Here is a 15,210-nt window from a genome sequence, read left to right on the forward strand (position 1 = left end):
CGGCAATTATTGCGAAGTCGGTGCGAGTCGCGCGCGCATGGCATCGAGACGCGCGGCGTCGATATGTCCGCGCGTCGCCATTGCTTCGAGCGCCGCCAGCGCCGATGCAGGCCCGCACAGCAATGCGGCTTTCGCGTCGGCATCCAGTTCAAATGCGGCCGCGCGTTTTGCGTCGCGCGCGCGCCGGAGTCTCGCGCACGCGAAGAATGCCAGCACGAAGCCGAAGCCGGGAACGCTGACGCGCCACACGTCTTCATCGGACGATGTCGCGAAGACGATGCAGGGTAGCGACAGCAGCGCCATGACCGATAGCATCGTCCACGCGAAATCGAGGAGCATTCTCTTGCGTTGCGTCGCGTGACCGACTTCATGCGCCACGACGATTTGCAGCAACGGCTCCGGCAGCGCCAGCGTGGCGCGATCGAGTTCGATGCAGTTGAACAAGGCTTCGTAGCACGGCCCGCTCGACGTCGTCACGAAGCGCACGCGCGGCGGCGCGACATGCAGTTGCGCGGCGTCGTCGGCGACGAGCGAGAGGATGCGCTGTTCTTGCGCGCCGAGCCGCTTCATGGTCACTGTCCGGGGTGATCGGTCCACTCGCTGCGCGCCTGCCATGCTTCGATATCCGCGTTGAGCTTCGCGAGTTTGGTGCGCACCAGTTCGAGTCCGGGGCCGCCAAGCACGAGATGTCCCGGCGGCTCGGGCGATGTGACCGCTTCGATGATGACCTGCGCCGCGCGCGCCGGATCGCCCGGCTGCTTGCCGCTGCGCTCCGCGATGGCCGCGCGCCGCGTGCCCGAGGTCTGCGCGTAATCGTCGATCGGATTGCGCGTCTGCTTCAGCGACCGCCCCGCCCAGTCCGTGCGGAACGGGCCCGGTTCGACCGCCGTGACCTTGATGCCGAGCCCTTCGGTTTCGCGCGCGAGCGCTTCGCCCAGCCCTTCGAGCGCAAACTTGGTCGCCGCGTAATAGCCGCTTCCCGGATTGCCGACGAGCCCGCCCACCGACGTGATATTGACGACATGCCCCGAGCGACGCTCACGCATGCGGGGCAGCACGGCCCGGATCATCGCGGCGGCGCCGAAGAAATTCGCTTCGAACATCGCGCGCACTTCGCCGTCTTCGCCCTCTTCCACGGCTGAGAGATAACCGAAGCCGGCGTTGTTCACGAGCACATCGATGTGGCCAAACGCGGCATGGGCAGCGTCGATGGCGGATTTGATTTCATCGGCGCGCGTGACGTCTAGACGCACCGCGATCGCGCGGCCTTGGCTACGTTCGACGATATCGCTCACGCTATCCGGATTGCGCGCCGCCACGACCGCGCGCCAGCCCTTGTCGATGACGGCGGACGCCAGTTCGCGGCCGAAGCCGGTCGAGCATCCGGTAATGAACCAGACTGGCGTAGCGTAATTGCCGTTGGAAGCGGACATTTGCGTTTTTCCATGTAGTGGGGACCTCACTCCATGTTGAAGCAAATTCGACGCGCCTGCTCGAGCGACACTTTGAAAGGACGGCGCGTGATTTATCGCAGCGCCGGCATGCGTATCGCGCGATGATTCCGCGGCTCGAGCAGCACCGCCTGCTCGATGCGCGCCGCGATCTTCTTCCATCCGGCGAGTTCTTCGTCGAGCACAGCAAGCGTCAGAAGAATACGTTCGCGATCGTGTTTGGTAGGCGCAAGCGTCGCGCTTTCACGCATGGACATGAGCGCCGCCTCGCGCTGTGCGATCTGCTTCGCGATTCTTTCCCTCAGGCGTTTCATCGATTCGTCCATTTGCGTAAGCCGGTAAGTTGTCGCCGATGTATGCGCAAACTTCGCGCCCGGCGTCATCCGGCATCGCCCGCACTGATCACGGATTGCATGCTCTTCAAAAGCTTCGCGAGATAGCGAAGCAAGCCGACCGTATCGCCGAATTCGATGAAACCCGGCTTCACGCCATCGCTGAAGAGCAGCGTGCCGTCCAGCGAATGATCGACGATCAGTCCCGCATAGGCGGCGTGCGGCATGTAGTCGTCGCCGGCGAGACTGAACGTATTGCCGTTCACCGCCGCATCGCGCAGACGCATGAGAAATTGCACTTCGGGCGCACGTGATGCCGACAGCCGATGACTATCGAAATACTCGGCGACAGCGAGAATCGCATTCGTGCACGGAACGATCAGCGCAAACGCGATGCGTTTATCGGCCGTATCGAGCGATCGCCACGAGAGCGCGTCTTCTGGCGGAGGATGCTTGGTTGGCGTGCCGTCCTCGCTGTGCGTGTGCGCCTCGGGATTCGAACGTCTTCGCGCCAGCAGCAGCCGCGCCTTTGCGAAGTCGGGCGGCGGCGCGCCGCGCTCGATCCAGTCGGACAGCAGGCTAGCGTACGCATGAAGCGTCGTGACTTGCGCTTCGATGAACGCGACGCCCACTCGGCATGCGTCGGGGTGTTTGTGCTCGCTCATGGCGTCTCCCGTTATTTTTTGAGTTCGGCCCAAAGGCCGATCTGGCTTGCTTGCATGTTGCCGCGCTCTGCGTTGCAATGCGCGCGCCTGCTTGCCGAGACGAAATGGGATAGACCGTTAGTTGCGGCGGCTAGGTGAACGATCAACGACCCGTATGTGACGCTTCTGTGGAAGAAATACTACAACGAGCGTTACGCAAATTTACCAATGCCTGACGAAGCGCTATATTCCTGTCGCTATAGCGTCAGTCACCGCTCGGGTCGTCGAGGCAACGCTACTCGCCTGCTTTCTAGGCAGCGGGACATCTCCCGCTTCTTTCGACGAAATGCCCTGCACATCACGAAGCACTCGACCTTCGCGCGATTTTTCACGCGAAGCCGGGATGGCCGCGCTCGCGCTCAATGCATGCGCTGCGGCATTCCTCAATCGGGCCGCGTCGAGCGGCATCCGCAATCACGCGGACGACACCAAGGAAAAGAAAAATGAAGAAGCACATCGTAGCGGCCGCCGTCATCGGCATGTTCGGCATCGCAGCGCACGCGCAAAGCAGCGTCACGCTGTACGGGATCATCGATGCCGGCATCACGTATGCGAACAAGGTCGCGACCTCGACCGGCCACGACGGCGTCGTGAAATATGGCGACGGCGTCGCGCAAGGCAGCCGCTGGGGCCTGCGTGGCACGGAAGATCTGGGCGGCGGCCTCAAGGCGATCTTCGTGCTCGAAAGCGGCTTCAACAGCGGCGACGGCACGCTCGGCCAAGGCGGCGCATTGTTCGGCCGTCAGGCGTATGTCGGGCTGGCGAAGAAGGAATACGGTTCGCTGACCTTCGGCCGTCAATACTCGTTCTCGACGGACTATCTCGGCGGCAGCTACACGATGGGCAGCCAGACGCCCGCCGGCAACTACGCGTACCACATCAACGATCTGGATCAACTGACCTCGAGCCGCATCAACAACTCGGTCAAGTTCAGCAGCGCGAATTTCTACGGCGTGACGTTCGGCGCGATGTACGGCTTCTCGAACTCGACGAACTTCGCCGGCTCGCCCACGACGGCCACCGGCGCGACGGCAGTGCAAGGGTCATCGAGCGCGTACAGCTTCGGTTTGAACTATGCGCAAGGTCCGTTCGGCATCGGCGCGGCATACACCAACATCCGCTTCCCGAATGGCGCAACGCCGCCCTTCAGCGTGAGCATCGCGAACGTGAACACCGGCGGTTTGCGTGATCTCGAGACGTACGGCATCGGCGCGCGCTACATGATCGCCGCCGCGACGATCTGGGCGAACTGGACGCATACAAAGTTCGAGCCGATCACGGCTGCATCGTCGAACCTGAACAACTATGAAATCGGCGGCAAGTACGCTTTCACGCCGGCTCTGAGCGCCGGCCTCGGCTACACGTTCTCGGACCTCGGCGGCAACTTCGATGGCAAGTGGCATCAGGTCAACGCCGTGGTCGATTACGCGCTGTCGAAGCGCACCGATGTCTACGCAAGCGGCGCGTACCAGAAGGCCTCGGGCAGCAACAACGGCACGCCGGTGCAGGCGGAGATCGGCTCATCGTCGTCGTTCATCGGCAATGCGGGCGCGAACACGCAGTTCGTGACGCGCATCGGTCTGCGTCACAAGTTCTGACCGACGTTTGATTCAGACGAAGCGCGATGCCGGAGCAATCTGGCATCGCGTTTTTTTTGCGTTATTACTTTGGATAGCTAATTATTTCCGCTCGAAAAAAATGTCGCGCGCGGATCAGACTGCGCGCGACGTGTCGCGTTACTTCGTGGATTCGGCAGGCTTCGGCGCGGATGCCGACCGCGCCAGACGATTCGTTTCCAGATACACGGCGCGTTCCGCGTCCGCCGGCGATACTTCGCCCGCTGCGGCACCCGCGAGGTCGATGCGCGGCGCGCCCTGCACGAGGCTGGTCCAGTAGCGGTTGCCACGGCACCAGACCTTGATCGCGCCGCGCAGTTCTTTCTCGTTGAGGCCGAGCTCTTCCGCGTGCTTCATCAGATCCTCGAAAATGCCGACCTTCAGCGGAACCTTAGGCGCGGGATTCTTCGGAAACGCCAAGGGAAAACGCTTTTGCAGCTTTCCGATGGTATGCACAACGGGGTCCACCGGCTTCGATGGCGCCGCGGCGGGTCTGGACGGAGCCGCCGCCTTCGACGCGCCCGCCGGCGCGGGACGCCGCACGCGCGGCGCCTTCTTTTTCGCTGCGTTGCTGGCAGCCTGTTTTGCGAGTTGCTCTTTCAGTCCGGCGAGTTGTTCGAAACCCATCACATCGTGCCCGTAGAAAACGTACCGGGATTTTAACAGCCTCCGGTGACGGCCTCATTGCGCGCGGTGCAGTCGGCCGTTTCGAATGAGCATGGGATCCGAAAAGACCGGCTCTCGGGTTGCACTTATTGTCCGCCTGAATAGACGTTGCAGAAGGGTTGCGGACTGCAATTGTTGGGCGTGCCTGCGGTCCGCTTCGATGCTCCGCCGCTCGCGCTCTGCCCCATCGCGGCGCCGCCGTAGGCTGCATCGGCGGATGGTTCGGCACTCTGCGCGTTCTGTTGGCTGGAAGCGGGAATGGACTGCAAGGTATCGGACGGCTCTTGAGCCTGAGTGAGGTTCACGAGTGAAAACGCGGCCACGAGCGTGGTCGTAACGAGGACGGTCTTCATGACTTTCTCCTTCAACGAAGGCTTACCACTGCCTGACGATAGAGCCGTCAGGTGAATCAGGTGCGCAACAATACGCGCACTCCTACAACATATACCCGCGCGCTTACGAACACTTGAATTTGGCATGAACGTTCGGCTGTTCAGACAGCCTTTCTATGCACGTTCATAGCGCGCGAGGAACATATCGGCGGCCGCTTCCGCCACCTTCTTTTGCTCCTTCTTCGAAAGCGGCGGCTGGCCCATCGTCACTTGCGGCCAGAACGCGAAACCCTTCACGATTCCATGCAGTTGCTGCCCGGCGAAGACCGGGTCCTTGACTGCGAGCCGGTGATCGGCGGCGGCCTGTCTGATCCACGCCGTCACGTCTTCCTCGCGCTCGCCGATGCGCGCCACCATGTCGCGCGCACGCTCCGGCGAATGTATTCCGGCGGCGATCGCCACGCGTGCGAGCGATAGAAACGCCTCGTCGTTCATGAGCCGCAGCTTGCGCGCGAGCAAGGCGAGCAATTGCGCGCGCAGCGGTTCATCGGCGCGATAGACGGGTGCATCGCCCGTTTCGCTTGCATCCCACAGCCGATGCAGGATTGCCGCGAAAAGCGCCTCCTTGCTCTCGAAGTGGTTATAGACCGTGCGCTTGGAAACGCCCGCGCGCGCGGCGATGCGGTCCATGCTGGTCGCCTCGTAGCCCGCCGCGATGAACTCCTCCACGGCCGCGTTCACGATAGCGGCGCGCTTGCGGTCGGTCAGGCGTTGGGGAATGTCGTTCATGTCAGTCGAATGCCGGTTGAATCCATCCCCATATTTTACACCGCGCGGTTTACTTTTTTCTCGGATTTAAACTACACTGTGCAGTCTACTTTCCGCTTCGGGCTCACGCTCGCTCATGCCTCATGACTTCGTTCGCCGATCGCATCAGCCGTGCCCTGGGTCTTGCCGCAGCCAAACGCGGCCGCGCATTGTCGAGCGCGTCGCCGCAACATGACGGCGAGCGTTTTCGCAATGTGAAGCCGCGTCCTGCCGAAGGTCTCGGCAAGACCTTGCGCATCATGTGGAACATCTTGCTCAACAAGCCGCGTAATACGGTGCCGACGCAGACGCCCATCGTCGATACGCTCACGCGCGCGCAACTCGCCGCCGCGCCGGATCGAAGTCTGTTTCGCCTCGGTCACTCGACCCTCCTCTTCAAACTGTGCGGCGAATACTGGCTGACCGATCCCGTGTTCGGCGAACGCGCGTCGCCGTTCAAGCGCGTGGGGCCGAAGCGCTTTCATGCGCCGCCCGTTGCGCTGGACGATCTGCCGCCGTTGCGCGGGGTGATCCTGTCGCACGATCACTACGATCATCTCGATCGCGACACCGTGCTCGCGCTCGCCGCGTCGACGGAGGTTTTCCTCACGCCGTTGGGTGTCGGCGACCGTCTGATCGAATGGGGCATCGATGCATCGAAAGTTCGCCAGCTCGACTGGTGGCAGAGCGCGCAGATCGGCGATCTCGCTTTCACTGCGACACCCGCGCAGCATTTCTCCGGCCGCAGCCTCTTCGATAACAACAGCACGCTGTGGGCGTCGTGGGTCATCGTCGACGATGACATGCGCGTGTTTTTCAGCGGGGACACGGGCTATTTCGACGGTTTCAGGACGATCGGCGAGCGCCTCGGCCCGTTCGACGTGACGCTGATCGAAACGGGCGCATACGATGCGCAATGGCCGTACGTTCATATGCAGCCCGAGGAAACAGTGCAGGCGCATATTGATGTGCGCGGACGCTGGCTCGTGCCGATTCACAACGGCACGTTCGATCTCGCGATGCACGCGTGGCAGGAGCCTTTCGAGCGCGTGACGGGTGTCGCCCTCGCGCGCGGCGTCGCGGTGGCGACGCCGCGCATGGGCGAGCGGCTCGATCTCGAAGCGCCGCATCGTGGCGAGCGCTGGTGGCGCGAAGCGGCCGATTCGCCGAAGCCGGTGTCATCGTGGCGCATGTGCGCTTCGCGGGCCGGCGAAGCGGAGTAATCGCCGCTCATCGCGAAGAGAGCGGCGCCTGATCACGACTGACGCGCGACGAGTTTGCGAATCACATCGACGAGCGGCGTCTTGCCCTTGACGATATCGTCGTGACGCCCTTCGAAGTCGATCCAGCCTTCGTTGAAGCCGTCGAGCATCTGAATGCGCGGCATCGGATGCTGCATGCCCTGACTCACGAACAGCGCTTCCCATGTGTCGCGCGGCACGGCCTGCGCGCGCACCGGCTTGCCGAGCACGACGGCGAATGCTGCGGCGATATCGTTTGGACTCGTGCGCTGCGGCCCTTCCAGCTCGACGATACGTACGCCCGTCCATTCTTGTTGCATGAGCTTCGCCGCGAGTTCGCCGATGTCATCGGTGGCGATCATCGGAATCGCGCGATCGAGCGGATGCAGAAACGATTGCACGACGCCCGTATTGCGCGCCGAATCGACGTCCCACGCGCAGTTCTCCATGAACCAGCCCGGACGCAGAAACGTGACGGGGACCGCTTGCTTGCGCAGCGCGTCTTCGAGCAGCGTGCGTTGGGTCAGAAGATTGGTGTGTATGGACTGCGCGCCGATCGTCGACAGGCACACGATTCTGCGAGGCTTCGCACGCGCGATGCCCGCGATGATCGCATCGATGACTTCACGCGCTTCGGGAAAGCCCGGCGCAGGATCGAATTCCGGCGGCGGAAGAATGAACACGGCTTGCGCGTCTTCGAAGGCGCGGGCGAGCGCATCGGCATCGCTCATGGTGGCGAGTGCGACTTCACAGCCCCGCGCCGACCAAACCGCACCTTTGTTCTCATTTCGCACGACGGCGCGCACGGGCTTTCCCGCTTTCAACAGCGCCTCGGCGAGCGCGCTGCCGACTTGCCCGGTAATTCCAGTGACGACATACATGGTCCGACTCCTTTGCGATTCGTTTGACTTCGACGGATCGCATGTTATGGCTCGAACCTGCGGAAAAAAATGACTCGACGGTTATGGGATTGATGACGCCACGTCATCGGATAGATTGCACTGATGCTCAATGCCCCGGCCCGCTCTGCTCGATGCAACTCAGCACGAGCGTGCTGTTCGCGCCCGCTTCCGGACTCAGCATCGCGGTGTGCATTTCGGTGTCGGTGCAACGCCAGTCGGCCTGGAGATCCTTCTTGCAGGATTGCGTTGCGTCGCTGATGTGCTGCCGGTTCGGCACGTATTCGCAGGTGTCGCGGCCGTCGCACTGACGCGTAAGATCGCGCGTCGCGTTGCCGCTCGCGGCGCCACAGTTCGCGCCGTATGTTCCAGAAATGACCTTGATCGTTCTTGCGTCGACGTTCGACATGCCCGCCAGCATGAGCATTCCCGCTATCGACGCAAGCATCACCGCACGCCGATCGTTCATGGCGCCCTCCTTCACCGGCTATCCTCGATACTACGCGCGCGACGATCCCATCGCATCCTGCACCATCGAATTCGAATACGCCGCTGCGCGATGACGCTTATCATCGGAAAACCGCGCATCGAACGTATCTGAATAAGCAACCGGATCGGAGGTCGCATGCCACCGTTACGCGCAATCCATCTGCTGCAAACGAAGGAAGGCTCGCGTCTGCACGGCGCCGATCTGAGCGAGTGGCGCCGGTGGGGACCCTATCTGAGCGAACGCCAATGGGGCACGGTCCGCGAAGACTACAGCGAATACGGCACCGCATGGGACTACTTTCCGCACGACCATGCGCGCAGCCGTATGTATCGTTGGGGAGAAGACGGCATCGGCGGATTCGGCGACGACCCGCTCGACTGGTGCGTATCGCTCGCGCTGTGGAACGGGCGCGATCCGATCATCAAGGAGCGGCTCTTCGGCCTCACGAACGAGCAAGGCAATCACGGCGAGGATGTGAAGGAGCTGTACTTCTACATTGACGGCACGCCGACGCACTCGTACATGAAGATGTTGTACAAGTATCCGCACGATGCGTATCCGTATCAGCAACTCGTCGACGAGAACAGGCGGCGCGGTCCCGATCAGCCGGAATACGAAGTGCTCGACACCGGCGTCTTCGATGATGACCGCTACTTCGACGTCTGCATCGAATATGCGAAGCACGCGCCGGATGACATCGTGATGCGCGTGTCGATCGAGAATCGCGCGAACGAAGCTGCAACGCTTCACGTGCTGCCGCAGTTCTGGGCCCGCAACCGATGGACGTGGTCGAGCAAATGGGGCAAGCCATCGTTGAAGCTCGAACACGATGCGCGAGAAGGCGCGCGCGTCGTCGCGCACAATCCTTCGCATGGGACGATGTTCGTCACGGCCTCGGCGCAAGCGCCCGTCGAATGGCTCTTCTGTGAAAACGAAACGAACGTTCGTCGCATCTTTGGCATGGAAGGCGCAGGACCATTCAAGGATGGCTTCAACGACTATCTCGTCGAAGGCGACGAACAGGCGATCCGGCGCGATCATGGCACGCGCAGCGCCGCGCATGTGTGTCTGCAACTCGGACCGCACGAACAGTCCGTGATTTATCTGCGCTGGCGCCCTGCATCGGTTTCGAACGATCCGCCGCTCGATCTGGCGCAACTCTTCGCGCGCCGCGAAGCGGAAGCCGACGAGTTCTATGCGACGCTGCAGCACGATATCGACGATGCCGACGCGCGTCTCGTGCAACGTCAGGCGCTCGCCGGCATGCTCTGGACGAAGCAGTATTACCAGTTCGATGTCACGCGCTGGCACGACGGCGATCCGGGCCAGCCGACGCCGCCAAGAGAACGCCGGCATGGCCGCAATGCGGACTGGCGGCATATGTGCAATGGCGACATCGTGTCGATGCCGGACAAATGGGAGTATCCGTGGTACGCGTCGTGGGATCTCGCGTTTCATGCGGTCGCGTTCGCGACCATCGATCCCGACTTCGCGAAGAAGCAGTTATTGCTGCTCGTGAAAGAGCGCTACATGCATCCGAACGGGCAACTGCCCGCGTATGAATGGGCATTCGGCGATGCGAATCCGCCCGTTCACGCATGGGCGACGTGGCGCGTGTACGAGCTCGATCGCGAGATGACGGGCATCGGCGATCACGCGTTTCTCGAAGTGATGTTCCACAAGCTCCTGCTCAACTTCGCATGGTGGGTGAACCGCAAGGACGCCGACGACCGCAACATCTTTCAGGGCGGCTTTCTCGGGCTCGACAACATCGGCATATTCGACCGCTCGCAGCCGCTGCCGACGGGCGGGCGCATCGATCAGGCGGATGGCACCGCATGGATGGCATCGTATGCGCTCGATCTCATGCAGATCGGCCTCGAACTCGCGATGACGAACGACTCGTATGTCGAGATCGCGGTGAAGTTCTTCGAGCACTTTCTGTATATCGCTGAAGCCGTGAGTTGCGGCGAAGTCTGCAACACCGGCCTATGGGATGGCAGCGACGAATTCTTCTACGATGTATTGCATTTGCCGAACGGCGCGCGCGTGCCGATGCGCATTCGATCGATCGTCGGATTGATTCCGCTCTTCGCCGTGCATGTGCTCGAAGAAAGCGTGTACGGCGACCTGCCGGGCCTTCGTGAACGCCTCGTCTGGTTTCTCGATCACAGGCCGAATCTCGCGAAGCTCGTATCGCGCTGGACCGAACCGGGCAAAGGCAACACCACGTTGCTATCGCTGTTGCGCGGGCATCGCATGAAAGCGCTCTTGCGCCGCACACTGGATGAAGCCGAATTCCTGTCCGCGTATGGCGTGCGCGCGCTGTCCCGGGTGCATTGCGACAAGCCCTATATCTTCGATCACGATGGCGTGAATGTCTGCATCCGATATCTGCCCGCGGAATCGGACTCGCGCGTCTTCGGCGGCAATTCGAACTGGCGCGGACCGATCTGGATGCCGGTCAACTATTTGCTGATCGAATCGCTTTACGAGTTTCATCGCTATTACGGCGATGAGTTTCGCGTCGAGCATCCGACGGGCTCGGGCAAGATGCATTCGTTGAGCGAAATCGCCGATGATCTGTCACGACGCATCAGCATGCTCTTTATGAAAGACGCCGAGGGCAAGCGCCCGGTGATGGCCGCCTATCCGAAGCTGCAAGCCGATCCGCGCTCGCAGGATCTCATTCTCTTTCACGAGTACTTTCATGGCGACAATGGGCGCGGTGTCGGCGCTTCGCATCAGACGGGATGGAGCGGGCTCGTCGCATTGCTGCTGCAACCGCGTCTGATGAAGTTATCGCATACGGGGCCGGAAGCGCCTGTGATGACCGTGCGTCTGCATGAGGAGGCCAGCGCCGAGTTGGGACGATGACGCGTCAACGCAAGAATGCGACGCTCACCGGCAGGCGACAGGAAAATCCCGGTGAGCGGAGAATCACCGCTCCAGATTCCCAAAACAAACATACTTCGCCTCCAGATACTCCTCCACGCCCGACGACGCCCCTTCGCGCCCCATCCCCGATTCCTTGATGCCGCCGAACGGCGCGACTTCGTTGAACACAAGGCTATCGTTCACGCCCACGACGCCGCATTCCAGCGCCTCCATCACGCGGAACGCGCGGCTGATATCCGCCGTGTAGAAGTAAGCCGCGAGGCCCGTGCGCGTGTCGTTCGCGAGCGTGATGACGTCGTCCTCGTCCCTGAATGGCAGCACGCTCGCAATCGGCCCGAGCACTTCGTCGCCGCACACGCCCATCGACGGATCGACGCCCGTCAGCACCGTCGGCCGGAAAAAATTCGATCCCGGCGCCACACGCGAGCCGCCCGCCGCGACCGTCGCGCCGAGCTTCACCGCTTCATCGACGAGACTTTCGACGCGCGTCACCGCCGCCTCGCCGATGAGCGGACCGATCTGCGCGCCCTCGTCCAGCCCGTCGCTCACCTTGAGCAACGCGACCTTCGACACGAGCTTCGAGACGAAAGTCTCGTACACGTCCTCATGCACGAAGAAGCGATTCGCGCACATCGCGGCCTGGCCCGAATGACGGAAACGCGCATCGAGCGCGCCTTTCACGGCGAGGTCGATATCGGCATCTTCGAACACGATGAACGGACAGTTCGCGCCCAGTTCCAGCGACATTTTTTTCACCGTGGGCGCGCACAAGGTCATCAATCGCTTGCCTTCCTCGATGGAACCGGTGAACGAAACCTTGCGCACATCGGCGCTCGCCAGCAGCGTGCTTCTGATCGGCTCGCCCTCGCCCGTCAACACGGACAGCACACCGCGCGGCAAGCCCGCATTCTCGCCGAGCACGCACAATGCGAGCGCGGAGAAAGGCGTCTGCGGATCGGGATGATGAATGACCGTGCAGCCCGCCGCGAGCGCAGCGCCGACGCGTCGCGCGACCATCGAAGAGGGAAAGGTCCACGACGTGATCGCGCCGCACACGCCGATCGGCTGATGCAGCACGCGAATACGCTGATTGCGCCGGGGTGCGGGAATGTTGTCGCCGTAGATGCGGCGCGCTTCCTCCGCGAACCAGTCGAGATAGTTCGCGGCCTGCGTGATCTCGGAGCGCGCTTCGTGCAGCGGCTTGCCTTGCTCGCTGCACAGAATGATGGCGAGATCGTCGCGATGATGTTCGACGAGCCGCCCCCACTCGCGCAGCACCGATGCCCGTTCGCGACTGCTCCAGCCACGCCAGTCCTGCAATGCCGCATTCGCGCACTCGATGGCCTCGGCCACCTGTTCCGCCGTGACCTGCGGCACCGAGCCGATGATTTCGCCTGACGAAGGATTGGTGACGGGCACACGCGGCAGCGAAGTATTGTCGACCCACGCGCCGCCGATATACGCCGATTGCTCGAAAAGACTGGGGCACTGCAGTTCCATGGCTCGCTCCAATGCGTTTGGCGCTTCGAGCTTAACGCATTTTTTACTCGCCATTCGGACGCGCGCGGCATCTCCGGTATATGAATACCGCGCGCGTTACAGCACGAACATCACATCAATGGCTCGCGCCCTCCACCGCGCCGATGCCCGTCTCGGAGCGCACGGCCTGCGCTTCGAAGCCGGCCTTGTCCACACGCGCCCGCGCCGACTTGTCCGTCACCGAGAAGAGCCAGATGCCGATGAAGCCGATCGCCATCGAGAACAACGCGGGCGACGCATACGGGAACGGCGCACTCGCGTAGTGGAACACATCGACCCACACGGCTTTCGAGAGGATCGTCATCACGACCGCGGAAAGCAGGCCGAGAAAGCCGCCGACCGCCGCGCCGCGCGTCGTGCAGCCGCGCCACAAGACCGACATGAAGAGCACCGGAAAGTTGGCCGATGCCGCCACCGCGAACGCGAGCGACACCATGAACGCGATGTTCTGCTTCTCGAACACGATGCCGAGCACGACCGCGACGATGCCGAGCACGATCGTGGTCATACGCGACACACGCAGTTCGCTCGCGCTCGATGCTTTGCCCTTCTTGAACACGGTCGCATAGAGATCATGCGACACCGCCGATGCGCCCGCGAGCGTCAAACCCGCGACCACCGCGAGAATCGTCGCGAAGGCAACCGCCGAGATGAAGCCGAGGAACACATTGCCGCCGACCGCACTCGCCAGATGCACCGCCGCCATGTTCGTGCCGCCGAGCAGCTTGCCGCCGGCATCCTTGAACATCGGATTGGTGCTCACCAGCACGATCGCGCCGAAGCCGATGATGAACGTGAGAATGTAGAAGTAACCGATCCACGTCGTCGCCCAGAACACCGACTTGCGCGCTTCCTTCGCGTTCGGCACGGTGAAGAAGCGCATCAGGATATGCGGCAGGCCCGCCGTGCCGAACATCAGCGCGATGCCGAACGAGATCGCCGAAATCGGGTCTTTGATGAAGTTGCCCGGACCCATGATCGATGCCTTCTTCTCGTGCACGTCGACGGCCTTCGCGAACAGCGCCTCGGGGCTGAAGTGGAATTGCCACAGCACCATGAACGCCATGAACGAAGCGCCCGCAAGCAGCAGACAGGCCTTGATAATCTGCACCCAGGTCGTCGCCGTCATGCCGCCGAAGAGCACGTACACCATCATCAGCGCGCCGACGATCACGACTGCGATCCAGTATTCGAGGCCGAACAGCAGCTTGATGAGCTGTCCCGCGCCGACCATCTGCGCGATCAGATAGAACGCGACGACAACGAGCGTGCCCGACGCCGCGAACGCGCGAATCGGCGTCTGCTTGAAGCGATACGCGGCGACATCGGCGAACGTGAAGCGGCCGAGATTGCGCAGACGCTCCGCCATCAGGAACGTGATGATCGGCCAGCCGACGAGAAAGCCGATCGAATAGATCAGACCGTCGTAGCCGTTGCTGTACACCGCCGCCGATATGCCGAGAAACGAGGCCGCCGACATGAAATCGCCCGCGATCGCGAGACCGTTCTGAAAGCCGGTGATGCCGCCGCCCGCCGTGTAGAACTCCGCAGCCGAGCGCGTTTTCTTCGCGGCCCATTTGGTGATGAAGAGCGTCGCGATCACGAACGCGATGAACATGCAGATCGCGGTCCAGTTGGTCGGCTGCTTGACGGCCTGACCGAGATCGCCGCCCGCTGCAAAAGCGCTGGCGGATGCGGCGAAGAGCGCCCCCGCGGCGAAAATTCGTTGCGAGTTCATGCGGCCTCCCGCTTGATCTTGTCGGTGAGTTCGTCGTACGTGCTGTTGGCGTGGCGCACGTAGAGTCCCGTGATGACGACCGTGAAGACGATCACGAACAGGCCGATCGGCATGCCCCACGTCATCACGCCCGCGCCCATCTTCGCGGCGAGCAGATCCTTGTTGAACGCGATGAGCAGCACATAGCCGTAGTAGACGATCAGCACGAGCGCCGTCAACGTCCAGCCGAGCTTCGAGCGCTTGCTCACGAGTTCGCCGTAGGCGGCGCTCGACTTGATTTTTTCCACGATCCTGAGATCCATTTCCGTCTCCTGCATGAGTGTCTCTTCTCCGCGTGCGAGGGCGCCCGCGTTCGGGCCTGCGCGCGAACGATCAGCGATGCGTATAAATGGGGAATCCCCGGACGGGGACGTCATGCGATATTTCCGCGCACCGCTTTCGAGTCGAATTGAGATTCCGATGCGCTGGAGACTAAGGTAAAAGCATCCGCTTACCCG

General features: G+C 62.2%; 15 protein-coding genes. 3 read left to right on the forward strand and 12 right to left on the reverse strand.

What is annotated here, in order from left to right:
* Positions 1 to 6: 6 nt before the first annotated feature.
* The 4 genes from AWB76_RS05990 to AWB76_RS06005 form a co-directional block, all read right to left on the reverse strand.
* The gene (locus AWB76_RS05990) at positions 7 to 570 is read right to left on the reverse strand and encodes a hypothetical protein (protein WP_061159207.1); all 564 of its coding nucleotides are present in this window, start codon (positions 568 to 570) and stop codon (positions 7 to 9) included.
* A gap of 2 nt (positions 571 to 572) precedes the next feature.
* Positions 573 to 1,433: an oxidoreductase gene (locus tag AWB76_RS05995; protein WP_061159208.1), complete on the reverse strand. Its 861-nt coding sequence runs from the start codon at positions 1,431 to 1,433 to the stop codon at positions 573 to 575.
* A 92-nt stretch (positions 1,434 to 1,525) separates the two neighbouring features.
* Positions 1,526 to 1,765: a hypothetical protein gene (locus AWB76_RS06000; RefSeq protein ID WP_244173237.1), complete on the reverse strand. Its 240-nt coding sequence runs from the start codon at positions 1,763 to 1,765 to the stop codon at positions 1,526 to 1,528.
* A gap of 65 nt (positions 1,766 to 1,830) precedes the next feature.
* Positions 1,831 to 2,448 carry a hypothetical protein gene (locus tag AWB76_RS06005; protein WP_061159210.1) on the reverse strand — a complete coding sequence of 206 codons (618 nt, stop codon included), beginning with the start codon at positions 2,446 to 2,448 and terminating at the stop codon, positions 1,831 to 1,833.
* Between the two features lie 482 nt (positions 2,449 to 2,930).
* Between AWB76_RS06005 and AWB76_RS06010 the strand changes: the two genes are divergently transcribed.
* Positions 2,931 to 4,085, forward strand: coding sequence for a porin (locus AWB76_RS06010; RefSeq protein ID WP_061159211.1), 1,155 nt, complete (start codon positions 2,931 to 2,933; stop codon positions 4,083 to 4,085).
* 138 nt (positions 4,086 to 4,223) lie between these two features.
* Here the strand turns inward: AWB76_RS06010 and AWB76_RS06015 are convergent, their stop codons facing one another.
* From AWB76_RS06015 to AWB76_RS06025, 3 genes are all read right to left on the reverse strand, one after another.
* Positions 4,224 to 4,730, reverse strand: coding sequence for a ProQ/FinO family protein (locus AWB76_RS06015; protein ID WP_061159212.1), 507 nt, complete (start codon positions 4,728 to 4,730; stop codon positions 4,224 to 4,226).
* A 125-nt stretch (positions 4,731 to 4,855) separates the two neighbouring features.
* A complete protein-coding gene (locus tag AWB76_RS06020; protein ID WP_157696067.1) occupies positions 4,856 to 5,122 on the reverse strand; it encodes a hypothetical protein in 267 nt (88 codons plus the stop codon).
* Positions 5,123 to 5,275: 153 nt separating this feature from the next.
* Positions 5,276 to 5,890 (reverse strand): TetR/AcrR family transcriptional regulator, encoded by a 615-nt coding sequence (locus AWB76_RS06025; RefSeq protein ID WP_061159214.1) that lies wholly within the window; start codon positions 5,888 to 5,890, stop codon positions 5,276 to 5,278.
* A gap of 122 nt (positions 5,891 to 6,012) precedes the next feature.
* Here AWB76_RS06025 and AWB76_RS06030 point away from each other — a divergent pair, with 122 nt between their 5' ends.
* On the forward strand, positions 6,013 to 7,131 hold the full coding sequence (locus tag AWB76_RS06030) for an MBL fold metallo-hydrolase (RefSeq protein ID WP_061159215.1): 1,119 nt from the start codon (positions 6,013 to 6,015) through the stop codon (positions 7,129 to 7,131).
* Between the two features lie 32 nt (positions 7,132 to 7,163).
* On the opposite strand, the gene AWB76_RS06035 is transcribed toward AWB76_RS06030, so the two are convergent.
* Both AWB76_RS06035 and AWB76_RS06040 read right to left on the reverse strand, forming a co-directional pair.
* Entirely contained in the window at positions 7,164 to 8,030 is an 867-nt protein-coding gene (locus tag AWB76_RS06035; protein ID WP_061159216.1) for an NmrA family NAD(P)-binding protein, read from the reverse strand.
* A 127-nt stretch (positions 8,031 to 8,157) separates the two neighbouring features.
* A complete protein-coding gene (locus AWB76_RS06040; RefSeq protein ID WP_061159217.1) occupies positions 8,158 to 8,517 on the reverse strand; it encodes a hypothetical protein in 360 nt (119 codons plus the stop codon).
* A 156-nt stretch (positions 8,518 to 8,673) separates the two neighbouring features.
* Between AWB76_RS06040 and AWB76_RS06045 the strand changes: the two genes are divergently transcribed.
* Complete coding sequence (locus tag AWB76_RS06045) at positions 8,674 to 11,415, forward strand: MGH1-like glycoside hydrolase domain-containing protein (RefSeq protein WP_061159218.1); 2,742 nt, start codon at positions 8,674 to 8,676, stop codon at positions 11,413 to 11,415.
* Positions 11,416 to 11,478: 63 nt separating this feature from the next.
* On the opposite strand, the gene AWB76_RS06050 is transcribed toward AWB76_RS06045, so the two are convergent.
* From AWB76_RS06050 to AWB76_RS06060, 3 genes are all read right to left on the reverse strand, one after another.
* Complete coding sequence (locus AWB76_RS06050; protein ID WP_061159219.1) at positions 11,479 to 12,936, reverse strand: NAD-dependent succinate-semialdehyde dehydrogenase; 1,458 nt, start codon at positions 12,934 to 12,936, stop codon at positions 11,479 to 11,481.
* Between the two features lie 115 nt (positions 12,937 to 13,051).
* Positions 13,052 to 14,713, reverse strand: a complete 1,662-nt coding sequence (locus AWB76_RS06055) for a cation acetate symporter (RefSeq protein WP_061159220.1) — start codon at positions 14,711 to 14,713, stop codon at positions 13,052 to 13,054.
* Entirely contained in the window at positions 14,710 to 15,015 is a 306-nt protein-coding gene (locus tag AWB76_RS06060; RefSeq protein WP_061159424.1) for a DUF485 domain-containing protein, read from the reverse strand. Before AWB76_RS06060 ends, AWB76_RS06055 begins: the two co-directional genes overlap by 4 nt.
* Positions 15,016 to 15,210: the final 195 nt, after the last annotated feature.

Origin of the sequence: Caballeronia temeraria (assembly GCF_001544795.2) — a bacterium.
Classification (GTDB): Bacteria; Pseudomonadota; Gammaproteobacteria; order Burkholderiales; family Burkholderiaceae; genus Caballeronia; species Caballeronia temeraria.